The sequence below is a fragment of the Halorussus lipolyticus genome, assembly GCF_029338375.1.
Classification (GTDB): Archaea; Halobacteriota; Halobacteria; order Halobacteriales; family Haladaptataceae; genus Halorussus; species Halorussus lipolyticus.
On sequence record NZ_CP119804.1, the window covers coordinates 3,363,181 to 3,383,853 of the forward strand.

23 protein-coding genes are annotated in these 20,673 nt (G+C 64.2%); 7 read left to right on the forward strand and 16 right to left on the reverse strand.

The features are described 5' to 3' along the window. Window positions 1-76: 76 nt before the first annotated feature. The 4 genes from dnaK to P2T57_RS16945 all read right to left on the reverse strand — a co-directional run bounded on the left by dnaK (window position 77) and on the right by P2T57_RS16945 (window position 4,384). Window positions 77-2,008, reverse strand: a complete 1,932-nt coding sequence (gene dnaK, locus P2T57_RS16930) for a molecular chaperone DnaK (RefSeq protein WP_276300399.1) — start codon at window positions 2,006-2,008, stop codon at window positions 77-79. 542 nt (window positions 2,009-2,550) lie between these two features. Next, complete coding sequence (locus tag P2T57_RS16935; protein WP_276300400.1) at window positions 2,551-3,198, reverse strand: nucleotide exchange factor GrpE; 648 nt, start codon at window positions 3,196-3,198, stop codon at window positions 2,551-2,553. 69 nt (window positions 3,199-3,267) lie between these two features. Further along, entirely contained in the window at window positions 3,268-3,846 is a 579-nt protein-coding gene (locus tag P2T57_RS16940) for a twin-arginine translocation signal domain-containing protein (protein WP_276300401.1), read from the reverse strand. Window positions 3,847-3,928: 82 nt separating this feature from the next. Further along, window positions 3,929-4,384, reverse strand: a complete 456-nt coding sequence (locus tag P2T57_RS16945) for a luciferase domain-containing protein (RefSeq protein ID WP_276300402.1) — start codon at window positions 4,382-4,384, stop codon at window positions 3,929-3,931. Between the two features lie 467 nt (window positions 4,385-4,851). Between P2T57_RS16945 and P2T57_RS16950 the strand changes: the two genes are divergently transcribed. Beyond that, complete coding sequence (locus tag P2T57_RS16950; protein ID WP_276300403.1) at window positions 4,852-6,246, forward strand: DEAD/DEAH box helicase; 1,395 nt, start codon at window positions 4,852-4,854, stop codon at window positions 6,244-6,246. A gap of 6 nt (window positions 6,247-6,252) precedes the next feature. Here the strand turns inward: P2T57_RS16950 and P2T57_RS16955 are convergent, their stop codons facing one another. Next, window positions 6,253-6,669: a hypothetical protein gene (locus tag P2T57_RS16955; RefSeq protein ID WP_276300404.1), complete on the reverse strand. Its 417-nt coding sequence runs from the start codon at window positions 6,667-6,669 to the stop codon at window positions 6,253-6,255. Window positions 6,670-6,805: 136 nt separating this feature from the next. Here P2T57_RS16955 and P2T57_RS16960 point away from each other — a divergent pair, with 136 nt between their 5' ends. Further along, entirely contained in the window at window positions 6,806-8,344 is a 1,539-nt protein-coding gene (locus tag P2T57_RS16960; RefSeq protein ID WP_276300405.1) for a DUF790 family protein, read from the forward strand. Between the two features lie 4 nt (window positions 8,345-8,348). On the opposite strand, the gene P2T57_RS16965 is transcribed toward P2T57_RS16960, so the two are convergent. The 3 genes from P2T57_RS16965 to P2T57_RS16975 all read right to left on the reverse strand — a co-directional run bounded on the left by P2T57_RS16965 (window position 8,349) and on the right by P2T57_RS16975 (window position 10,528). After that, window positions 8,349-8,945: a carboxymuconolactone decarboxylase family protein gene (locus P2T57_RS16965; protein ID WP_276300406.1), complete on the reverse strand. Its 597-nt coding sequence runs from the start codon at window positions 8,943-8,945 to the stop codon at window positions 8,349-8,351. 159 nt (window positions 8,946-9,104) lie between these two features. Further along, the gene (locus tag P2T57_RS16970; RefSeq protein ID WP_276300407.1) at window positions 9,105-9,623 is read right to left on the reverse strand and encodes a DUF7122 family protein; all 519 of its coding nucleotides are present in this window, start codon (window positions 9,621-9,623) and stop codon (window positions 9,105-9,107) included. After that, window positions 9,620-10,528, reverse strand: coding sequence for an RsmB/NOP family class I SAM-dependent RNA methyltransferase (locus tag P2T57_RS16975; protein ID WP_276300408.1), 909 nt, complete (start codon window positions 10,526-10,528; stop codon window positions 9,620-9,622). The genes P2T57_RS16970 and P2T57_RS16975 overlap by 4 nt, the downstream gene beginning before the upstream one ends. 111 nt (window positions 10,529-10,639) lie before the next feature. On the opposite strand from P2T57_RS16975, the gene P2T57_RS16980 reads away from it, so the two are divergent. From P2T57_RS16980 to P2T57_RS16990, 3 genes are all read left to right on the forward strand, one after another. Next, on the forward strand, window positions 10,640-10,912 hold the full coding sequence (locus P2T57_RS16980; RefSeq protein ID WP_276300409.1) for a hypothetical protein: 273 nt from the start codon (window positions 10,640-10,642) through the stop codon (window positions 10,910-10,912). A 65-nt stretch (window positions 10,913-10,977) separates the two neighbouring features. Next, window positions 10,978-11,346, forward strand: a complete 369-nt coding sequence (locus P2T57_RS16985) for a hypothetical protein (protein WP_276300410.1) — start codon at window positions 10,978-10,980, stop codon at window positions 11,344-11,346. A 72-nt stretch (window positions 11,347-11,418) separates the two neighbouring features. Continuing rightward, window positions 11,419-12,165, forward strand: coding sequence for a proteasome assembly chaperone family protein (locus P2T57_RS16990; RefSeq protein WP_276300411.1), 747 nt, complete (start codon window positions 11,419-11,421; stop codon window positions 12,163-12,165). A 553-nt stretch (window positions 12,166-12,718) separates the two neighbouring features. Here P2T57_RS16990 and P2T57_RS16995 read toward each other — a convergent pair. Continuing rightward, window positions 12,719-13,354 carry a PH domain-containing protein gene (locus P2T57_RS16995; RefSeq protein ID WP_276300412.1) on the reverse strand — a complete coding sequence of 212 codons (636 nt, stop codon included), beginning with the start codon at window positions 13,352-13,354 and terminating at the stop codon, window positions 12,719-12,721. A gap of 9 nt (window positions 13,355-13,363) precedes the next feature. Next, entirely contained in the window at window positions 13,364-14,632 is a 1,269-nt protein-coding gene (locus tag P2T57_RS17000; protein ID WP_276300413.1) for a PQQ-binding-like beta-propeller repeat protein, read from the reverse strand. A gap of 264 nt (window positions 14,633-14,896) precedes the next feature. Here P2T57_RS17000 and P2T57_RS17005 point away from each other — a divergent pair, with 264 nt between their 5' ends. Then, entirely contained in the window at window positions 14,897-15,049 is a 153-nt protein-coding gene (locus P2T57_RS17005) for a hypothetical protein (protein WP_276300414.1), read from the forward strand. Window positions 15,050-15,301: 252 nt separating this feature from the next. On the opposite strand, the gene P2T57_RS17010 is transcribed toward P2T57_RS17005, so the two are convergent. Next, complete coding sequence (locus tag P2T57_RS17010) at window positions 15,302-16,672, reverse strand: geranylgeranyl reductase family protein (protein WP_276300415.1); 1,371 nt, start codon at window positions 16,670-16,672, stop codon at window positions 15,302-15,304. Window positions 16,673-16,790: 118 nt separating this feature from the next. Here P2T57_RS17010 and P2T57_RS17015 point away from each other — a divergent pair, with 118 nt between their 5' ends. Then, window positions 16,791-17,123, forward strand: coding sequence for a 2Fe-2S iron-sulfur cluster-binding protein (locus P2T57_RS17015; protein ID WP_276300416.1), 333 nt, complete (start codon window positions 16,791-16,793; stop codon window positions 17,121-17,123). 21 nt (window positions 17,124-17,144) lie between these two features. Here the strand turns inward: P2T57_RS17015 and P2T57_RS17020 are convergent, their stop codons facing one another. The 5 genes from P2T57_RS17020 to P2T57_RS17040 are packed head-to-tail and all read right to left on the reverse strand — an operon-like array spanning window position 17,145 to window position 20,561. Then, window positions 17,145-18,017 carry an AAC(3) family N-acetyltransferase gene (locus P2T57_RS17020; RefSeq protein WP_276300417.1) on the reverse strand — a complete coding sequence of 291 codons (873 nt, stop codon included), beginning with the start codon at window positions 18,015-18,017 and terminating at the stop codon, window positions 17,145-17,147. Beyond that, entirely contained in the window at window positions 18,014-18,607 is a 594-nt protein-coding gene (locus P2T57_RS17025) for a flavin reductase family protein (RefSeq protein ID WP_276300418.1), read from the reverse strand. Before P2T57_RS17025 ends, P2T57_RS17020 begins: the two co-directional genes overlap by 4 nt. 60 nt (window positions 18,608-18,667) lie before the next feature. After that, complete coding sequence (locus P2T57_RS17030; protein WP_276300419.1) at window positions 18,668-19,837, reverse strand: MBL fold metallo-hydrolase; 1,170 nt, start codon at window positions 19,835-19,837, stop codon at window positions 18,668-18,670. A gap of 52 nt (window positions 19,838-19,889) precedes the next feature. After that, window positions 19,890-20,291, reverse strand: a complete 402-nt coding sequence (locus P2T57_RS17035; protein WP_276300420.1) for a type II toxin-antitoxin system VapC family toxin — start codon at window positions 20,289-20,291, stop codon at window positions 19,890-19,892. Between the two features lie 3 nt (window positions 20,292-20,294). Further along, entirely contained in the window at window positions 20,295-20,561 is a 267-nt protein-coding gene (locus P2T57_RS17040; protein ID WP_276300421.1) for an AbrB/MazE/SpoVT family DNA-binding domain-containing protein, read from the reverse strand. Window positions 20,562-20,673 lie beyond the last annotated feature (112 nt).

Consider the following 20,673-nt stretch of genomic DNA (forward strand, 5'->3'; position numbering starts at 1 on the left):
TTCGTCACTACTTGTCTTCGTCGTCGTCGTCAACACCGTCAGAGGCAAGCTCTGACGAGCAGACGACTCGTCGTCGCTATTGCTCCTCCTCGTCGTCAACGTCTTCGAAGTCGGCGTCCACGTACTCGTCGTCGTCGCCGCCAGCGCCCGGACCGGCACCGCCGGGTCCGGCCTGACCGCCCATGCCGCCGGGGCCAGCGCCCGCCGCGCCGCCGGGTCCTGCACCAGCGCCGCCCGGTCCGGCACCGCCAGCACCGGCTTGGGCCTGTTGCTGGTACATCTGCTTGCCGATTTCCTGAAGCTCCTCGCTCAGGCTCTCGGTGGCGTCTTCGAGTTCTTCTTTGGTGGCGTCCTCGTCGCCGAGGACCTCTTGGACGCTCTCGATTTCGGCCTCGATGTCGGCTTTGAGGTCGTCGTCGATGTCGTCCTCGTTCTCGTCCAGCAGGGTCTCGGCGCGCTGGACCGCGCTCTCGGCCTCGTTGCGGGCCTCGATGCGCTCTCTGCGCTTCTGGTCTTCCTCTTGGTGCTTCTCGGCTTCTTCCTGCATCTCCTCGATTTGCTCGTCCGAGAGACCAGCGCCGCCCTCGATGGTAATCTCCTCGGAGTTGCCCGAACCTTGGTCCTCGGCGGAGACGTTGACGATGCCGTTCTCGTCGATGTTGAAGCCGACTTCGATTTGGGGCGTTCCGGCCGGGGCCGGCGGGATGCCGGTCAACTGGAACTCGCCGAGGAGTTCGTTCTCGTCGGCGATTTCACGCTCGCCTTGGAACACTCGGACCTGTACGGAGGTCTGGTTGTCCGCCGCCGTGGTGAAGACCTTGGACTCCTCGGTCGGGATGGTGGTGTTCTTGTCGATGAGGCGCTCGAACAGACCGCCCTTGACCTCGATACCGAGAGAGAGGGGCGTCACGTCGAGCAGAACGATGTCGTCCACGTCGCCCGAGAGGACGCCGCCCTGAATCGCCGCGCCGAGCGCGACGGCCTCGTCGGGGTTGACGTTCTTCTTCGGTTCTTGGCCGGTCATCTCCTCGACCTGCTCCTGAACCTGCGGCATTCGGGTCGAGCCACCCACGAGAATTACCTCGTCGATGTCGCCCTTGTCGTAGCCCGCGTCTTCGAGGGCCTGCTCCGTCGGGCCGACAGTCCGCTCGATGAGGTCCGACGTGAGACTCTCGAACTTCGCGCGAGTGATGCTGTCTTCGAGGTGGACCGGACCCTCGTCGGTCGCGGTGATGAACGGCAGATTGATGTCGGCTTCCTTGCGCGACGAGAGTTCGATTTTGGCCTCCTCGGCGGCGTCCTTGAGTCGCTGGAGGGCCTGTCGGTCGTCGCGGAGGTCGATGCCGTGGTCGTTCTCGAACTCGTCGGCCAGATAGTCGATGATGGCCTCGTCCCAGTCGTCGCCTCCGAGGTCGTTGTCACCGTTCGTGGCGACGACTTCGTAGACGCCCCCGCCGAGGTCGAGGATGGACACGTCGAAGGTACCCCCACCAAGGTCGTAGACGAGGACCGTCTGGTCGGACTCGTCGTCAAGCCCGTAGGCCATCGAGGCCGCGGTCGGCTCGTTGACAATGCGCTCGACCTCGAAGCCGGCGATTTCGCCGGCGTCCTTGGTCGCTTGGCGCTGTTTGTCGTTGAAGTAGGCGGGGACCGTGATGACCGCCTTCTCGATGTCGTCGCCCAGATACTCCTCGGCGTCTCGTTTGATTTTCTGGAGGGTCATCGCCGAGATTTGCTCCGGCGTGTACTCCTCGTCGTCGATTTCGACGGTGTAGTCGTCCTCGCCCATGTGGCGCTTGATGGACTGAATCGTGTGGTCGGGGTTCTGGACCGCCTGGTTCTTGGCGGGTTTCCCGACGAGACGCTCACCGTCGTCGAAGGCGACGACCGAGGGCGTGGTGCGGTCGCCCTCGCTGTTGACGATAATCTCCGGGTCGCCGCCCTCCATGACCGCGAACGCGCTGTTCGTGGTACCGAGGTCGATGCCCAGAATCTTGTTGCTCGCCATGTTGTCGATACGTTGCGGGTTCTGCTGTTTAAGCCTTGCTAGTCTCGGCGTACAGGCTCGCAGAGAAAACCCTACGCCGTCTTGCGGTTTTGGAAATGTCCTATGCCCGTGAATGACATACTTATATATCGGACCGCAATTCTACCAGTTCTCGACCAGTCGAAATAATTCGCAGAACTCGAACACGAACAAGCCTCGCTCGGCGACGCGCCTGTCGGCGAACGCTCGGCCGAACAACCGCCAGCAAATGCTTGGCCAACCAAACCTACGTCTGGGTGGACTGAAAGGGGCCGCCCGGTCGCGTGCAGTTTAGTCGCCTCAGCGACCCCTATCGCTGGCCGGGTGGTGCGGAGAGGCCAGCGATATGTCGCTGAGCGACCGCTGGAAGACAAACCGCGTCTTCCAAGGTCACGTTCGCTTCGCTCACGTGACCGCGACCGGGCGGGGGCTTTCTAAAACGTCCTTGCTCCGGTATTCCCGTTTTCCCTCGTTATCCTCAGTGAACACCCGAAACCCTGCAAACCCCAAAAGCGACTCTGGTGTTATTCGCCGTCGCTGACAGTCACCTGCGCCGCCCGCAAGACCTTCTCGCCCATCTCGTAGCCGGGTTGATACACGTCGGCCACGGTCCCCTCCGGTTGGTCGCTCTCGACTTGCATCATGACCTCGTGGCGCTGTGGGTCGGTCTCGGTGCCGGGTTCGGGCGCGATTTCCTCGACGTTCTCGTCGTCGAACACGCGGTCCAGTTCGTTGAGCGTCATCTCGACGCCCTCTCGGACGCTCTCGACGTTTTCGTGGTCGTCCTCGACGGCGCGCTTGAGGTTGTCGCGCACGTCGAGGAGATTCTCCACGAGGTCCTCGGTCGCGCGCTCTTTCATCTGCTCTTGGCGCTTCTTGGCGCGCTTCTTGTAGTTCTTGAAGTCCGCGCGGTTGCGCTTGAGTTTGGATTCGAGGTCGTCGGCGCGCTCGGCGGCCTCCTGCTTGTCGGCCTCCAGTTCTGCGAGGTGTGCTTCGAGGTCGGTGGCGAGTTCGGCGTCTTGGGTTGCGACCTCGGCGACGAGTTTGGTACTGGTCGGGCCGAGCGAGTCCTCCTGCTCCTCGGCCTCGGTGTCGGCGTCGGCGGTTTCGGTGGCGTCGGCCTCGCTGTCGGCGTCCTTCCGCACCTGCTCGGTGGTCTCCTCGTCGGTCATGTGCGATACAAACGGTTGGGCGCGTTTAAGAATTGAGAAACGGGACGACGGGGGCGCTCAGCCGGCGACCTACGGCGCGTTGTCCATGTACTCGACTGTCAGGTCCGTGCTGTAGATGTCATCCAGCGTGAACCGAGCCGAGGTGAAGTCCCCGCGACCGTAGTAGATGTCTGTATCGAACGAGCCGAGGGTTCCGTCGCCGGCACCTTTCGTCGGCTTCGAGTCGCCGCTTTCGAGCTTGTCGTAGTCGGAGATTCCGTCGGCGGTGTTGACGCGGTAATCGACGCTCGTTGAGTCCACGTTGTCCAGCGTCAGCTTCCGCCAACCATCGAAGTTGTTCCCATTCGTCGCCTCGATGACTATTTCACCGGTCTCTTGAACGTTTATTTTCTCCATGTACCCCGTGTAGGTGAACGAGATTTGCTCGTCGGCGCTCACTCGCCCGACGATATCGCTGTCACCGTTCTCGAACGAACCGGTGACGGTGATGTGGTAGTAGGGTTCTCCGGACGCCGCCGCGATGTACAAGTCGTGTTCGCGTGCCGCGGCCGTCGAGGAGAGGAGGCCAATTCCGATTCCAGCTCCTGCAATGCCACTTGTTCGTTTCAGGAAACTCCTCCGACCAGAATCTAATTCCGAGTTCTGCATACACGAATTTTATAATTGTCAAGTAATAAAATTTTCTAATTATAACTAGAATGAAAAGATGGGTCGAAGGTTCCGCTCCGCATCACTGTGGTAGTCCTCGCCGCTCGAACGCCGCCCGAACGTCGTCGCTAATCTCTAACTCCGCCAACTCGTCGGCCACGTCCACGTTCTCGAACTTCTCGGCCCCCGCGGGCGTCTTCTTCAGGTTGTTGACGTGGTAGAGGTACGACAGCCGGAGGAGCCAAATCGCCCGCTCCACGTCCTCCTCGCCCTTGATGTAGTAGGTAGTCCACCCCGACTCGGGGACGACGTGGTGTTTCTCGGTCTTTCCGTCCTCGACCAGCGTCTCTCGCAGGCGCTTGGTGAACGGCACGTCTACGATGCCCCAGCGGTGGACGTGGCCCACCTCGCGCGGGCCGAGGGTGAACTCCCGGCCCTCGAACCGGTGTTCGTTGGTGTTGACGTGCGGCCACGCCGCGACCTCCTCGATAACGCGGTCCACGAGCCGGGCCGCTTCTCGCTTGGTCTGGTCCCCCATGTGTTCATCGGGGTAACGCCGTCTGGCAACTTAATCTACGTGCCCACTCGAAGTCGTGTCTCCTCGGAGAACGACTGTCTCAGCGTCGAAATGCCGGGAATAGTGGGGTTTCGTTGTCGGGTTTCTGTTTTGGATGCCCGAGGAACTGTGAACGCTTTTCGAAACCTCTACCGGTTGCACTATCTTGGTGTGGTCGGGAGCGCGAACAGCAGGATTGCGGGGCTGGTGTGTTTTTGACGCCTCCGTCAGATGGGCTATCGCGCGTTCGGCGGGAGAACCACACCGCGCGTCTGCGAGCCCCTGCCTCGGCGGGCGCTCGCTCGAATACCCAGTCCGAAAATAAATATGCGTGTTTAAGAAATGAATACAATCGTTAGATAATCATTCTTTTATATTTATTCCTCGGACTGCTCGCCGACCGACGGCAGTCCGCTTATGTTCTACGGGGACCGAGGACCCACCAAGCCGTGCCAGACGCGACGCTCACCTTCGAGGAGGGAACCATCCGCGTCGAGGCCGACCCCGGTCTCTCCCTCCCTCACACCGAGGCCGACACCCGGTCGAAGACGCGCCGAGCGCCCGCTTTTCGGTACGCTGACCTGCGCGAGGCCCTCGACCGCCGTGGGATTTCCGCCGACGACAGGGTTCTCGACGCGCCCGACCTTCCCGAAATTGCCTCCGACTACGAACTCCGAGCGTACCAGCGGGACGCGCTGTCGGCGTGGGAGGAGGCGAATCGCCGAGGAGTCCCCGCGAGCGAAGCGAGTGGAGGCTCACAGCGGCTTCGCCGCTGGGGTGTCCTCGAACTCCCCACCGGGAGCGGAAAGACCGTCATCGGCCTGAAGGCCATCGAGGACCTCCGGACCGCGACCCTCGTCGTCGTCCCGACTATCGACCTGCTGGAGCAGTGGCGGCGGGAGTTAGAAGCCGAGTTCGGCGTCCCGGTCGGTCAGTTGGGCGGCGGCGAGCAGACCGTCGAAGCCCTCACCGTCTCGACCTACGACTCGGCGTACCTCCGGGCCGACGAACTGGGCGACCGGTTCGGACTGGCAATCTTCGACGAGGTTCACCACCTCGGCGGCGAGGGCTACCGCGACATCGCCAGACTACTGGCCGCGCCCGCCAGAATGGGCCTGACGGCGACGTTCGAGCGCCCCGACGGTGCCCACGAAGTCGTCGCCGAATTGGTCGGCGGAAAAGTCTACGCCATCGACCCCGACGAACTCGCCGGCGAACACCTCGCGCCCTACGACATCAAGCGCCTCGAAGTCGAACTCACCGACGACGAGCGCCGGCGATACGAAGACGCCAACGAGGTGTTCACGAACTACCTCGCCAAGTCGAATATCCAGATGCGGAGCGGGAGCGACTATCAGGAACTGGTCAAACGCTCCGGGTCCGACCCCGAGGCCCGCGAGGCCCTGCTGGCCAAACAGCAGGCCCGCGAAATCATGCTGAACAGCGAGGCCAAAGTCCAAGCCCTCCAATCCATCCTCGCCGACCACCGCGACGACCGGGTTATCGTCTTCACCGCCCACAACGACCTCGTGTACCGCCTCTCGGAGCGATTTCTTCTCCCCGCCCTCACCCACCAGACCGCCACCGCCGAGCGCAGAGAAATCCTGAGTCGGTTCCGCGAGGGAGAGTACTCCCGCATCGTGACCTCGAACGTGCTGGACGAGGGGGTTGACGTGCCCGACGCCACCGTCGCCGTCGTTCTCTCTGGAAGCGGGAGCGAACGCGAGTTCACTCAGCGCCTCGGCCGGGTCCTCCGCCCGAAAGACGACGGTCGGCCCGCCCTCCTCTACGAAGTCGTCAGCGCCGAAACCGCCGAGGAGCGCGTCGCCGAGCGCAGACGGTGAGCGTCGTCAGGTCCGGACCTCCGCGTCGAGCGACCCCTTCCGCTCGAACTGCGCGAACGTCACCGAGAAGGACAGACTGACGGTCTGGGTCTCGCCCGCCGACACCGTGACCTCGGTGGACTGGCGGACGGTCGTAGTGTCGTCGGCGTCTTCGGTGGTCGATTTCGCCGCGGTCACGTTCACCGCGAGCGTGCCAGTGGCCTCGGCGTCTCCCGAGTTGGTCACCGAAATCACGGCCACGAAGTTCCCGGCGTCGTCCTCGCGGTAGTCCACGTTGCTGACCGCCAACGGACCCGATTTGGTCTCGCCGCCTGCTTCAGATTCGGCGTTCGACCCATCGCCGTCCGAGAGTGCGACGAGGAGACCGGACCCGGCGGTCACGCCGACCGCCGCACACTTCCGGAGGGTGTCACGTCTGCGCATGGCGGAGCCTCTCAGTCGAGTGGCATGTGCTTTCTGCTTCCGGCCCTGCGCTTTCACCCCGGCCTGCGTTCTCTCAGGCCCGGTGTTCTCCCTACTCTTCCGACCGCTTTTGTACGCGCCGACCCGAGTGACGGGTATGCTGACGAAGGACCTGCTTCGCGTCTCTCGGGCCGGCGGGGGTTATCACCCGCAGTTCGCCGGGCGGGAACACCGTCCGCTTTCAGCGCGGGTCCTCGGCACGTTTCAGGGCCACGTCGGCGAACCGCGGTCCGACCTCGACTCCGCGCTGAAGGAGTTGGAGGCCGACGCCGACCACTTCAAACTCGTCCGGGGATTCGCCAAACTGCTGGACCGCGAGGCCGTCTTCGAAACCGAGGCTCCGGTCCCGCCGGAGCGCGCCCGCCGGACCGCCTTCGAGGAGGCCGAGGCGGTCGGCGTGGTCTCGGAGTCCGAGCGCGCCGAGGCCCTCCGGCGAGCGAGCGACCGACTCGCTGTTTCGCCCGGAACAGTCGCCGACTCGCTCTACGCCGATTTGGACGAACGACAGGTCCTCGCCGAGTTCGACGCCAGATGGAGTCCAGACGAACTGCTGACACAATACAACCTCTCACTCGCCCAGACAGCGCTTTTCGATGCGACCGAGATTCGGGTCCGAACTGCTGACCCGAAAGCCCTCGTCTCGGCGGTCAAACGTCTGCGTCTGATGTACGAGATTCACAAGACCGAGGGCGACGGAAAGGACCTCTCGGACCGCGAGGTAATCGTCACCGGCCCCGACGCCCTCTTTCGCTCGACGCGGCGCTACGGGACCCGGTTCGCGCGCCTCCTCCGGACCGTCGCCAAGGCCGACTCGTGGACCCTCTCGGCGACCATCGACGACTACGGTACCGAGCGCACCCTCTCGCTGTCGGACGACGACCCGGTTCGGGTCCCCGGCGTCGAACCGGTCGCGGAGGTGACCTTCGACAGCGGCGTCGAGGCCGACTTCGCCGGCCGGTTCGAGTCGCTGGGGTCGGACTGGGAATTGACCCGCGAACCCGAACCCCTCGAAACCGGCGCGCGGGTCATGATTCCGGACTTCGCGTTCGACTATCGGCACAGCGACTTTCGAGTCTTCTTCGAGATTATGGGGTTCTGGACGCCCGAGTACGTCGAAAAGAAGCTCTCACAGCTCGAAACCGTCGAGGACGTGGAGCTTCTGGTCGCGGTGGACGAGAGTCTGGGCGTCGGCGAGGCCATCGAGGCCCGCGACCACCGGGCGATTCCCTACTCGGAGACGGTTCGGCTCAAGGACGTGCGCGACGCCCTCCGGCGCTACGAGGACGAGTTAGTCGCCGAGAACGCGGCCGACCTGCCCGCCGAAATCGTCCCCGAAGCCGACGCGATTTCGCTGGAAGCCCTCGCCGAGGAGCGCGGCGTCAGCGAGGAGGCAATCGAGAGCAGGGCGTTCCCGGCCCACGAGCGCGTCGGTCGGACCCTCGTCCGTCCCGGCGTGTTAGACGACCTCGCAGACGAAATCGAGGACGGGATGGCCTTCTCCGCCGTCGAGGCGGTCCTCGAATCGCGGGCTATCGGAGACGCTAGCGCCCTCCTCTCGGAGTTGGGCTACGCCGTCGAGTGGGAGGGCCTGAGCGGCGGGACCGTTCGCAAGAAAGACGACGCGCAGTCGGAATAGGCTCTCACTCGTCGGCGACGTGCTTGCCGCCGTCCCAGCTTTCGTCGGCGAACTCCTCGCCCATCTCGCGGGGCACGTCTTCGAGGTCGGTCGCCATCGAGTCGTTCCACCGGTTCAGGAAGCCGTAGAGGCTGATGGCGGCCAGCAGTTCCACGATTTCGTCCTCGGTCCAGTGGGCTTTGAGGGTCTCCATGATTTCGTCGTCCACCTCGTTGGGGACGCTCCCGGCGGCGAGCGCGAAGTCGAGGCCCGCGCGCTCCTTCTCGGAGTAGTGGTCGCTGTCCTTGTACTCCCAGAGGTCGTCTAACTTGGCTTGGCTCACGCCGTGGATGTCGGCGGCGACGAGCGAGTGGGCCTCGCAGTACTGGCACCCGGCGCTGTGGCTTGCCACGTGGGCGGCGAGTCGCTTGAATCCGGGGTCCACGTCGTCGGCCTCCTGCATCACTTTCTGGGTGAGGTAGTCGAAGCCCTCCACGATTTCGGGCTTGCGTTGCATCGTGAGGAGACTGTTGGGCACGAAGCCAAGAATCTCCTCGAAGGTCTCGAACTCGGCTTCGAGTTCGTCCGTCTCGTCCTCGGGAAGCGGGTCGAGGTGTGTCATCAGTGCGCAATTCCTCTCGCTCGACAGATAAGTGTACCTCCGATTCGCTGGACCACCACGGACGACGAAAAACAATCCCCAAAGAATCGTATACAATCCCGAAAGACAGCTCGAAATAGTCGAGTTCGCCGTCCGGACCGAGCGGCGACCCGAGGAGACCTACAGGTCGCGCTGGCGGCCCTTCGGCACGGGACTCCGGAGTTCGCCGTGGACGTAGAGACCCACCCCGAGGGGTTCGAGGCCCCCGGCGAGTTCGTGGCTCACCACCAGATAGCCCCAGTCGCCGTCCCAGTCGAGTTCTTGGTCCTCGCCCCGGACGAACCGCCGCGCCTCCTCGCGGGTGACTTCCACGACGTTCTTGGTGGCCTCGCGGCCGAACCGCTGGACCGCGTTTGTCGTGGGCTTCCAATGCTCTTGGCGGGTCCGCAGGAACTTCATCCCGAGGGCCTCGATGCGGAGCGGCGAGGCGATGTCGCCGTGGAGAATCCAGATTTTGCCCTTGCCCTTCTCCCAAAACGTGAACTCCTCGAAGGTCTCGGGCGGAATCTCGAATCGCTGGTCCCACCAGTCCAGCACCTCCTTGCGGGTGGCCCGGCCCTCGACCTCGCGGTCGTCGGCGGTCGCGGGCAGGCGGTCGAACTGCTGGCCGTCGTTCGTAGGATTGGTCTGGTCGCTCATTCTCCCACCTCCAGTTTCGCGCAGAAGAACCCGCCGGTGTCGTTGTGGTGCGGGTAGAACCGCTTGGCCTTCCGGACGCTCTCGTCGTACTCCTCGCCCTCGAACTCGGTGACGCCGGGCCGCGAATCGAGACCGAGGTCGAACTCGACCAGTCGGCAGTCCTCCTCGCCGAGGACGTAATCGAGAACGGCCTCGTTCTCCTCGGGCGCGAAGGTACAGGTCGAGTAGACCACCGTGCCGCCCTCCTTGGTGGCCTGCACGGCCCGCCGGAGGATGCCCTTCTGGACGCCCGCCACGCTCCGAACGTGGTCCATCGTCCAGTCGTCCAGCGCGGTCGGATTCTTCCGGATGGTGCCCTCACAGGAGCAGGGTACGTCAACCAAGGCTTTGTCGAAGGCGTCGAAATCGAATGGCTTCAGCGAGAAGTTCCGCGAGTCGGTGTTGGTGACCGCGGTGTTGGTGACGCCCAGTCGCTCGGTGTTGAACCGCAGAGCAGAGAGTCTGCCGAGGTTGTTGTCGTTGGCCACGACCAGTCCCTCGTCGTCCATCAGCGCCGATAGCTGGGTGGTCTTGCTCCCCGGCGCGGCGCAGGCGTCCCAGACGACCTCGCCGGGTTCCGGCCCGAGGACCTCGGCCGGGATGGCCGAGACCTCCTCTTGGCCGTGAATCCACCCGTGGTAGGACGCCCACGTGCTTCCGGGATTGTCGGTGTCTAACTCCAAGACCGTCTCTGACCACTCGCGGTCGGTCCACCCGACGCCCTCCTCGTCCAGCGCCGCCTTCGCGCGCTCCGGGGTCGCCTTGATGGTGTTGACCCGGACGACCGAGGGAAGCGTGCGCTGGCAGGCTTCGAGGAAAGCGTCGAACTCCTCGACCAGCGGTTCGTACCGCTCCAGTTTCTCCATTGGCGGTGAGTTGGCGCGAGCGTCGTTTGTGGGTTTCGGAAGGCGGGCGACTGTCCCAAAAGCCACTCGCCGGCCGTAGCCGTTACCCGTCTCTCCACCGTCGATTGTCTCATGGCAAACGCGAACGCACCAGACGACGTGGACTGGGAGGAGGCCGCGCGGATGGAACTCGAACCCGACGCCATCCACGAGAGCGATTCGGGCTACTACTTCGACTGCCCGGAGTGCGGGTCCCCGGCGACGGTCGAGAACATCATCGAGGAGCGCCGGTGCAACGGCTACCTGAACGAGCAGGTCGAGGGCATCGACTTCGACGTGGAGAACGTCACTTGCACGGCGCTCCTCCAACTCGAACTGGCCTACACCTCTGACTCGGAGACCTGAGCCAGTACGCCCAAGTTCGAGGGAGATTGGTAACGGTTTTGAATGCAAACCGTCTCGGGTCGTGCATGGACCCTTTGGGTGGGAGAGACGGAATGCGTCTGCAGGTGGTTCGTGGCGTCGGCCTACTGGTGGCCGTCGTGGGGATGCTCACGGTCGGAACGGTCGGTCTCGACGCCTTCACGCTCGAAACTGCCAGTGCGGTCGTCGCTGGAATCGTGACCGCGAGTCACTCGGTGTCGCCAGCGCCGCTGGTCGCCGCCGGTCTGTTCGTCGTCGGCGTCCTGCTGGCAATCCACGCCGAGTTCGACTTCTTCGGACCTATCGACTCGAATCGCCCCGGCAACCGGGCGAACTGCCGAATCTGCGACCACCGAATCGGTGCCGGTCGGTCGGAGTGTCCCTACTGCCGCACCAGCGACCCCGTTGAGGAGTAGCGACCTGAGAGGCCGCGGTCGAATCCGGCCGCGGCCCGGACCTTTATGCGCTCGCTGACACAACCCTCGGACATGGCAAGCGTCACAGTCGTTGACGAGGACGTAGCACTCGACCAACCCACGCTAGTCGAGGGACTGCCGGGCATCGGACTGGTCGGGAAGATTGCGACCGACCACCTCGTGGAGACGTTCGACATGACCTACTACGCCAGCATCGACTGCGAGGGCCTGCCTCGGATTTCGGTCTACGAGGAGGACAGCCGTGAACTCCGGCCCCCGGTCCGACTCTACGCTGACGAGGAGCGCGACCTCGTGGCGCTCCAGAGCGACGTGCCGGTCTCGGCGTCGGCGGCCTCCGAGTTCGCCTCGTGTATCAGCAACTGGCTCGAAGCCCACGACGCCACCGCCATCTACATGAGCGGCCTGCCCGACAAGAAAGAGGCCGACGAGATTCCGTCGCTCTACGGCGTGGCGACGGGTGACGTGGCCGGTCGATTGGACGACGAGGACATCGATTCGCCCCGTGACCGCGGCGCGATTAGCGGTCCCACCGGCGCACTGCTGTCCGAGGCCGGGGCGCGGGGCCTCGACGCGCTGGGCCTCATCGTGGAGAGTGACCCGCAGTTCCCCGACCCGGAGGCCGCCCGCATCCTCATCAAACACGGCATCGGCCCGCTGACCGGCGTCGAGGTCGATAGCAGTGACCTCGTGGAACGCGCCGAGGAGATAAGCGAGCAGAAGGAGCAACTCGCCCAGCGCATGCAGGAGGCCGAGTCCGACGAGAGTTCGCAGGCTCAGCCCCTACGTATGTTCCAATGAAACTTTTACTGCGCTCGTAGATTCGCCTCCGGCGAATCTCCTCGCTGGTAAAACTTTCATGAAAAACACGGCGGTCGTCCCGCCGCTCGCTTCGCTCGCTTTGGTCCTCCCTTGGTCCGCTCGCTCGTCGCGTTGCTCCTCGCTCGCGGTGGAATCGCTGGTACTCGTCCGCGACAGCACCGCGGCCGCCACTGCTACAGCACCGCCACCGCTACAGCAACGCAACTGCCACCGCCGCGCACCGTCCTACAACGGCGTTGACTTCCTCCCTGCCCTGAAGGGCGAGGCTTTCGCCTCGAACTTTCCGTAAAGACTACCACAAGGGCTATAGAAACAACAAAATAATGCCTTAGGAAGTAATATTCATCTTCTAGCAATTAGGATTATGTGTATAACTGGCGGGGGAACTGCTCTACCGCGATTCACCGGGCCGTTCCCGGCGAATCCGCCGGGAGCGATACGAGTGACCCCGAAGACGCCGTTTCGGTGTTCCCGAGCGAAAGCAGACACCGTGTTCCGCGAGGACGACGAGAACACGGACGCCACGCCGAATCTAGGTAATCTTGCGAATCTCGTCGGCGAACGTTATCGCGTCGTCCACGTTCCGAATCACGACTTCGAGTCCGGCACCGCCACCACTGGCGACCCGGATGTTGCCGACGCCGACTATCGCCTCGATGGGCGATTTGCTCTCTTTCACGGCGCGAATCTTCTCCATCGGAATCTCCTTCCGGACGAGCGAAAATAGCCGGAAGGAACTCATCACCCGGTCGGTCGTGACGTAGTAGGTCGTGAGTGAGTTGGTCCAGTAGGTCAACAGTCCGGTCGAGAGCAGGTAGAGCGCGATTGCGAACGCGACTGTCGGATAGACGTAGGGGTACATCGTGAAGAACAGGAAGTACCCGGCCGAGACGAGAAACGGCAGGCCCAACAGTACTTTTGCGAGCGGGGCTTTCTGCGTGGGGTGGCGCGTGTCGATGATCTCCTCGCTTTCCCGAAGCGTCGGGGCAGGCGGCGCGGCGACCAAGTGGATGTACCACCCGGTGACGAAGACGAACGCGCCGAACAACAGGAGCGGTGTCCCCAACACCTCCGGGAAGGGGGTCTGTCCGAAATACACGTATCCGCCGCTTGCGCCGAACAGGATACTGAGAGCGGTACTCCAAACGCCGGGAAGTCCTCGTGCCATGGTTCTGTGTCAGGTTTGCCGTCCGAGTAGTTGGATGACGATTCCAGCAATCGAGACGCCGATGCCCGCCCACGTGAGCGTCACGGGGTCTTCGAGGAACGCCAACGACGAATCGGCGTCGTTCGTCAGGAACCCACGTTGCTGGTCCGACTCTGCTGGGCCGCGCCCGTCGCTCTTGGTCTCTCTGCTCGCGGCGTCTTCGGCCGGAATTTGGCTCCGCGGGCCGAGGACGTACATGCCGGAGTGGGTGCCGACGAGAACTCGATTCTGCCCGGCGCTCAGGGCACGAATCGAGTCCCCGGTCTTGAACTCCCACAGCGTCTCGCCGGAACCGAGTCCTATCGCGTACACGGTGTTGTCGTCACTACCGCAGTAGACCACGTCGTCCACCACGACGGGGCCGCCGCGAACCCGTCCGTCGGTTTGTACTGCCCCGATTTCGTCACCCGATTCGGAGTCGAGTGCGTATATCCGTCCGGCGTCGTTCCCCGCGACGACCGTTCCGTCGGCGACTGCTGGCGGAGTGTGGAAACTGCGGTCCGTGCTGAACTCCCACTGCTTTTCACCGGTTCCGGCGTCGTAGGCGACGAGGTTCCCGTCCGTCCCCGTCCAGTAGACGGTCCCGTCGTGTACTGCGGGCGGTTCGATGCCGAATCGCTCGCGGGAGACTTCCCAGACGACGGACCCGTCCGAAGCGTCGAGTGCGTACAATCGACCTTCGGCGTCCATCTCGGTCGGCGTTTCGTACTGTAGTTCGTCGAAGTCGGTGTCGTGAATCGTCGCCACGTAGACGCGCTGGTTCGAAACGGCGGGCAGGAGTCCGATGCCACCGAGCGGGGTTTCCCACAGTGGTTCGTCGGAACCGATTTCGCCCGCAGTGAGCGTCCCGTCGGCCCGCGGGGCGAACCACCGGTTCTGACCGTCGTAACCGAGGCCGGTCCCCCGCCCGAACGTCGGTTCGGAGGCGACGCTCCCCGACGCCCGGTCGAACACGTATCCGGCCTCGTCTATCGACCGAGCGACGAGGTGGTCGCCGTTGAAGAACTCGGGGATAGTGAGCGAACTTAGCGTCTCGGTCATCCACTGAACCTCGCCCGTCTCGACATCGACTGCGCCGATTTCGTTGTCGTCCGTGTGGATGTAGGCGGTGCCATCGGACAGCAGGTAGTCCTCGGTCGGAAAGACGGGGGCGTCTACTTTGGCGAGTATCCCGACGTCGCCTTTCAACGGGGTTCCGTTCGGATTGTGGCCGGTGTTCGCCGGGTCGAATCGTTGCATCGGCCACGCTTCGGACTCTGCCGCGGCGACCGGTTGTATCGTTGCCTGTTGAAACGCGAGACTCCCGGCGGTGAGAACGGCACCCGACCGGAGAAATGTCCGACGGGTGACTCCGGAGCAACGTCTCGGCGTTCGAGAAGGCGGGTTGTTCGACTCCATTACTCCTAGTCGAGCAGAAATATTCATGGTTTTGCCAAAAACCTTCCTGATATTTACCGAGCCAACTTCATCAGACCTTTCTCGGCGAATCCCGTCGGTAGCGATATGACCGACCTCGAAGACGCCGTTTCGGAGTTCCTGAGCGAAGCAGACACCGTGTACCGCGAGTACGACAAGGGCTACATGGACGCCGACGCCGCGCTGAGCAGAATCGAGAAGGAGGTCGAAGCCCTCCGCGAAGAAGCCGAGTCGGAGTAATCGTCGGCGATAGGTCCGGTTTAACCCACCTGCGCTCAAACCGACCCACCAGTCCGGGCTAGCGTTTTCTACCGCGAGCGAACGAACGTGAGCGAGCGGACCAAGCGACGACCAACGGGAGGAGCGCCGTGTTGTCGGGAGCAAAGCGACCGACTGCTCGGAAGACGCGGTTTGTCTTCCGGTGTTTTTGGTCGAGCTTTTTATCGAGTGAGGCCGCCCGCGGCGGCCTCGCTCGCAATAAAAAGGTCGTTTCTAGTACTTGGGGTCCGCGCCCGTTGTCTGGTAAATCTCGTCCATGAGCGAATCGCGCTTCTCCTGCCACGCCGGCAGTCCTCGGGGGTCGCTCGGATAGGTCGCGTAGTGGTCGATGAGGTCGTCGGCGAGGTTCTTGGTCTGGTAGAGGTCGTAGATGAGGTCCCAGTGGCCGACCGACTTGATGGCGGTCTGAATCTTGAGCCACCACCCGACGTTGGCCGACCCGGAGTAGAGGGCTTCCGCGAGTTTGCTCGCCGGGAGCGCGCCGAGCAGACCCATCAGGTCGTCAACGTCCACCGCGGTCGAGAAGATGTTGTACACGTCGAGACCGGCGTAGCGCGCGCCGAAGTGGTCCATGACGCGCTCGTTGTACTCCCAGAGGTTGGCCTCGCTCACGTCGCCCTGCTCCATGGCGTCGATGGCGGCCTCGGCGGCGTACTTGCCGGCGTAGGCCGCGCCGGCGATGCCACCGCCTGTGGTCGGGTTAACGTGGCCCGCGGCGTCACCCACCGACATGAATCCCGGCGCAGTCGCCGAGTCGTAGGGTCGCCGAGTGGGCAGGGCCGCGCCGAGTTTGTCCTCGACAGTCGCGTTCTCGAACTCCGGGCGCTTGCGGAGGTCCCGCTTGAGGTCGTCCACGAGGTGCATCGGCTCCTCGGTCATCTGGAAGCCCAACCCGGCGTTAATCTCGGTGTCGGTCCGCGGGAAGTACCAGAGATAGCCCGCCGCCCGCTCGGTCGGCTTGAAGACGAGCGCGTCGTCCCACGGGACTGGCTCCTCAACCTCCACGATTTCACGGTAGGCAGAGCAGAACTGCGAGTAGTTGACGTTGGTGTCGAAGGTGGCGTCTTCGAGGTTCGCCTTGTCCTGCAGGATAGAGAGCGACCCCGCGGCGTCCACCACGACCTCGGCGTCGTACCGGTGGATGTCGCCCTTGCGCTTGCCCCGGACGCCAGTGACCCGGCCGTCCTCGCGCTGGGTCACGTCCTTGACCACCGTGTCGTAGTGGAACTCGACGCCCGCGCTTTCGGCACCCTCGATGATGCGCCGCCCGTACTCCCAGCGGTCGATGACCGCCAACTCGCCGGGCACCGGGATTTCCAGCACCGTGTTCTCTTGGGGAATCTCGAACCGGCCGTGGTCCACGCCGGTGTTCGTAAAGGACGGCGCTAACTGGGACTTGGGGATGGCCTCGGGAAAGGCGTCCGCGCCCTTCAGGGCGTCTCCGCAGGCGATGTGGCCGGCTTCCTCCTCGGTCTTTCGCTCCACTACGACGACATCGTACCCCGCCTTCGAGGCGGTCGCGGCGGCGTAACATCCCGCCGTCCCCGCCCCGACGACGACGATGTCGTACTCGTGCGTAGCCATGCATTCGGCTACGAGACGGAGGGGGCAAAACTCTTTATACGCGGGCCGGGATTCTGTCGCCCGAAGCCGACAACCGCGGCGATAAAGAGTAAAGTGAGGGAGTTTCGTAGCACGAGGCATGACCGAGTACACCGTCGAGTTCGTCGGCACGGGCGAGACCATCGAGGTCTCGGACAAGGAGACCATCCTGAGCAAGTGCATCGAGGAGGGCGTCGCCCAAGAGTACTCCTGTCGCGTCGGGATGTGTCTGGCCTGCTCGGCCGAAATTCTGGAGGGCGACGTGACCCAACCCGCGGCCCGCGGTCTGACCGAGGACGAGGCCGAAAACTACGCCCTGACCTGCATGGCCCGACCCAACAGCGACCTCAAACTCGACCGGGGGAAGTACCCGCCGAGCATCGAGGACGACGCCGGCGCGATGGAGAGCGAACCCGCCGCGGCCGACGACTGATTCGACGCCGGATTTAGCGACCTACTCCCGATTCTCCTCGAACCACTCAGCGCCGTAGTCCACGAGGTCGCGCTGAGAGACGAGCGTCGCCGTCCCGGACCCGACCTGTCCGCGAGTGACCGCCTTCGGGTGGGCCTCCTCGAAGGCCGCACCTGCATCCGGGAAATCGTCGGAATCGTAGTCCAGTTCCTCGAATTCTTTCATCACGCGCTCGCCGTCCTCGTCCAGCACCGGGGCGGACTGAGTGACGATTTCCTGCTCGCGGTCGGCGCGATGCTCCGCGAGGTGGAGCGAGGTGTTGGTCTCGTGGCCGGTGCCGAGCATCAGGATGGTGCCATCTCGGTCGTAGATTTTTGCCAGCGGAGACTCCTCGCCGAGGCCGTGGTCGTAACTGTGGTCGGCAACGATGGCCTCGGCGTCGGCACCCCACCCTGCGAAGGAGTAGGTCGGGTGGCGACTCCGGCGGACCTCGGGATAGGTCCGGAAGCACTCGCCAATCGCGCCCATCCCGCGGGTCGGCGTCACGGCGGGCCGGTAGGGCGGGCGCTCGGTCCGAACCGTCTCCTCCCAGTCGTCGGGGACCGGCGGATTGCCCCATCCCGCGGGGTCGGTGTACTGGGGCGAGTGAGTCGGCATCACGAGCGTTCCCTCGGGCGCAAGGACCTCCATCAGCGCGTCCACCACGGTCGGCGGGCCGACCGCGACCCACCCGAGCGAGGACATCGAGGAGTGAACCAGTAGCGTGTCGCCCGCCTCGATGCCGAGGTCCCGGAGGTCGTCGGCGAGTCGCTCGACGGTCAGCGGGGCGTCGGTGCGCTCGATGGCCTTCGCTTCGCCTTCTGCGTCCACGTCGTTCGATTCGGGGTCGGCGCGTTGGGTCTCTTCGTCGGTCATGGCGGGCGCTCCATCGAGAACCGATTTTCCGTGGTGGCGTATAAGCTCCCCGACAGGCGACCGACAGCATCCAACTTTTCGACGTCCATCTTCCCGTCGGTGGTCACGTCGTCGTCCAGATGGACCCACTCGACCTCGCCCAGAACCATCGTGGAGTCGCCGACGTCCACCATCTCGTAGAGCGAACACTCGAAGGCGACCGGGGACTCGGCGACTCGCGGCGGGGCGATTTCGGTCGAGTCGGCGCGGGTCAGGTCGGCGTGGTCGAACTCGCTTTCGCCCGCCGGGAGGGTCGCGCTGGTCTGATTCATCGCCTCGGCGACTGACTCGGTGACGACGTTGACCACGAACTCCTCGGTGTCTCGGATGTTCCGAGGAGTGTCCTTCAGACCGCCGGGCGCGTCGTCGTCGTCCACCGGCGCGAACATCACGACCGGCGGGTCCACCGCGACGACGTTGAAAAAGCTGTAGGGCGCGAGGTTGTCGGTTCCCTCGGTGTCGGTCGTGCTGACCCACGCGATTGGCCGAGGGACGACCGCTCCGGCGAGGGTCCGGTACAGTGAACCCGCTTCGTCGGGGTCGATTTCCATATCGACAGCAGGTCTCGCGGCGACGAATGGCTTGCGCTTCCGGCGAGGAAAGTCCCCGAGTCAGTCGCTCTCGGCCGCGGTGGTGACCGCGCAGTTGTTCGGCCCCAACTCGATTTCGAAGGCCGAGTCGTCGTCGATGGCCTCCCGGCCCAGATTCGCCGGGATGATGGCCTCGAAGTTGGCGGGCCGAGGCGGAAGCGACTCCAATACCCCACTCACGAACGCCTCCTTCTCGGCGGGAACGTCGAGTCGGTCGCGCACGTCGCCGATTCTGGCGGTGTAGGTCTCGTTCTCGTCGGGGTTGGGTGTCTCGTCGGGCGTCCGGTGGCCGGGCGCGACGAGGAGGTCCTCCGGAAGCGCCAGCAGTCGCTCGGTCAGCGTCTCGTGGAGCGTCCCGGCGAGGACCCCCGCGCCCTCGTCGCCCCGTTCCAAGTCGGGCCGACCGAAACTGTCGGTGAACAGCGCGTCACCCGAGAACAGCACGTCTCCGAGGCGGAACGCGGTGAGTTCGGTGGTGTGGCCCGGCGCGTGGAGCGCGGTCAGCGTGGCGTCGCCGACCGCCAACTCGTCGCCGTCCGCCAGCAGGGTCGCGTCGAATGCGAGGCCGCGGTCGGTCGCTCCTGTTGGCAGAACCGGTTCAACGTCCTCGTCGCTGGCGAGTTGCTGGACGCCCGAGAGGTGGTCGGCGTGGACGTGGGTGTCGATGGCGTACCGGAGTTGGGCACCGCGGTCCTCGGCGTCGGCGACGTAGCGGTCGGCGAAGGCCCGCAAGGGGTCGATGACCGCGGCCTCGTCGCCCGAGACGACCAGATAGCCGAGGCATCCGGTCGCCGGGCGGTCGTACTGGAGGACGGTCGCCTCGGGGGTCGCATCCGCCGGGAGTTCGCGGTCGGCGTAGACCCGCGCCCAGCCCTCCATCCCGGATTCGAGGTTTCTGGCGTCGAGACCCTGCTCGCGGAGGAGTTCGGCGACCGAGGCGCTGGCCTCGCCTCGGGGACAGACCGCCACGATTGGCTCGTCGAGGCCGAGGTCGGCCACGAACGCCTCGGCCTCGCCGCGGGCCTTCACGGCCATGAACTCGGCGTAGGTGACGCGCTCGGACTCGACGCTCGGGCCGGTGAGCGGCCACGCCTCGGCCTCGTCGCGGTTGCGCACGTCGAGGAGGTTCACGGGGTCGCCGCGCCGGAGTCGCTCGTAGAGGTCTTCGGGTGAGACGGTCTCCTCGGTCATGCGTGGGGGTACGGCTTGCGGGGAGAAAACGATGTGGCACCCGGAGAAAACGTCACTCGTCGATGTACGTTTCCAGCGGAAGGCGGTCGAGACCGGCGGTATCGTAGTCCTGCTCGCTCGATAGCACCGACCCGTCGCCCGTCGTAGCCATCCCCGCGTGGAGTGCGTCGAACGGCGTCATCTGGTGTTCTTCCAGAAACGTGGCGGCGGCGAGGACGGCGTCCTCGTGGCGTTCCGGACGAATCGGGACTAGTTCGAGGAGGTTCGTAATCGCTCGCGGCGCGTCGATTTCGTACTCGGCCTGCCCGCGGTCGTAAAAGAGGACGAGGACCTCGGCGTACGCGAGAATCGACGTGTGAACGTCGTCGCGCTCCTCGAGCGCCCGAAGTGCGGGTTCGCGGAGCCAATCGTCGTCCTTGACGAGGGCGATGAGAAAGTCCGTTTCGACGTACACGGGTCAGTCCTCTCGCTCCTCCATGCGACGTTCGGCTTCCGCTTGTACGTCTTCGGTAATTCGCTCGCGGGCATCAGTTTTCAACTGGTCGGCATCGTCGCCTTCGAAAGCGTCACCGACGGCGTCCCGCAGTCCCTCTAGCGGGTCGTCGTCAACGGGAAACAGCGCGACGTGACTCGGGAGTTCGACGATTCGATACTGGTCTCCGAACCGCTCACGAACGCCTTTAGGCAGGTAGATGCGTCCGCGTTCGTCCGTAGATTTCGACATCCTACGAGCTACTAACGCGGGAAGATTATAAAGTCTTCCCGCTGATTCCTGTATTTTCCCGTACCGAGCGACATCGCTATCGGACGGACTCCTGACCGGTCTTCAAAACATC

Bases quoted from the DNA above. Each gene is read 5' to 3' on its own strand.
- dnaK (WP_276300399.1), bottom strand. From the start codon at position 2,008: ATGGCGAGCAACAAGATTCTGGGCATCGACCTCGGTACCACGAACAGC.
- P2T57_RS16935 (WP_276300400.1), bottom strand. From the start codon at position 3,198: ATGACCGACGAGGAGACCACCGAGCAGGTGCGGAAGGACGCCGACAGC.
- P2T57_RS16940 (WP_276300401.1), bottom strand. From the start codon at position 3,846: ATGCAGAACTCGGAATTAGATTCTGGTCGGAGGAGTTTCCTGAAACGA.
- P2T57_RS16945 (WP_276300402.1), bottom strand. From the start codon at position 4,384: ATGGGGGACCAGACCAAGCGAGAAGCGGCCCGGCTCGTGGACCGCGTT.
- P2T57_RS16955 (WP_276300404.1), bottom strand. From the start codon at position 6,669: ATGCGCAGACGTGACACCCTCCGGAAGTGTGCGGCGGTCGGCGTGACC.
- P2T57_RS16960 (WP_276300405.1), top strand. From the start codon at position 6,806: ATGCTGACGAAGGACCTGCTTCGCGTCTCTCGGGCCGGCGGGGGTTAT.
- P2T57_RS16965 (WP_276300406.1), bottom strand. From the start codon at position 8,945: ATGACACACCTCGACCCGCTTCCCGAGGACGAGACGGACGAACTCGAA.
- P2T57_RS16970 (WP_276300407.1), bottom strand. From the start codon at position 9,623: ATGAGCGACCAGACCAATCCTACGAACGACGGCCAGCAGTTCGACCGC.
- P2T57_RS16975 (WP_276300408.1), bottom strand. From the start codon at position 10,528: ATGGAGAAACTGGAGCGGTACGAACCGCTGGTCGAGGAGTTCGACGCT.
- P2T57_RS16980 (WP_276300409.1), top strand. From the start codon at position 10,640: ATGGCAAACGCGAACGCACCAGACGACGTGGACTGGGAGGAGGCCGCG.
- P2T57_RS16985 (WP_276300410.1), top strand. From the start codon at position 10,978: ATGGACCCTTTGGGTGGGAGAGACGGAATGCGTCTGCAGGTGGTTCGT.
- P2T57_RS16990 (WP_276300411.1), top strand. From the start codon at position 11,419: ATGGCAAGCGTCACAGTCGTTGACGAGGACGTAGCACTCGACCAACCC.
- P2T57_RS16995 (WP_276300412.1), bottom strand. From the start codon at position 13,354: ATGGCACGAGGACTTCCCGGCGTTTGGAGTACCGCTCTCAGTATCCTG.
- P2T57_RS17000 (WP_276300413.1), bottom strand. From the start codon at position 14,632: ATGCAACGATTCGACCCGGCGAACACCGGCCACAATCCGAACGGAACC.
- P2T57_RS17005 (WP_276300414.1), top strand. From the start codon at position 14,897: ATGACCGACCTCGAAGACGCCGTTTCGGAGTTCCTGAGCGAAGCAGAC.
- P2T57_RS17010 (WP_276300415.1), bottom strand. From the start codon at position 16,672: ATGGCTACGCACGAGTACGACATCGTCGTCGTCGGGGCGGGGACGGCG.
- P2T57_RS17015 (WP_276300416.1), top strand. From the start codon at position 16,791: ATGACCGAGTACACCGTCGAGTTCGTCGGCACGGGCGAGACCATCGAG.
- P2T57_RS17020 (WP_276300417.1), bottom strand. From the start codon at position 18,017: ATGACCGACGAAGAGACCCAACGCGCCGACCCCGAATCGAACGACGTG.
- P2T57_RS17025 (WP_276300418.1), bottom strand. From the start codon at position 18,607: ATGGAAATCGACCCCGACGAAGCGGGTTCACTGTACCGGACCCTCGCC.
- P2T57_RS17030 (WP_276300419.1), bottom strand. From the start codon at position 19,837: ATGACCGAGGAGACCGTCTCACCCGAAGACCTCTACGAGCGACTCCGG.
- P2T57_RS17040 (WP_276300421.1), bottom strand. From the start codon at position 20,561: ATGTCGAAATCTACGGACGAACGCGGACGCATCTACCTGCCTAAAGGC.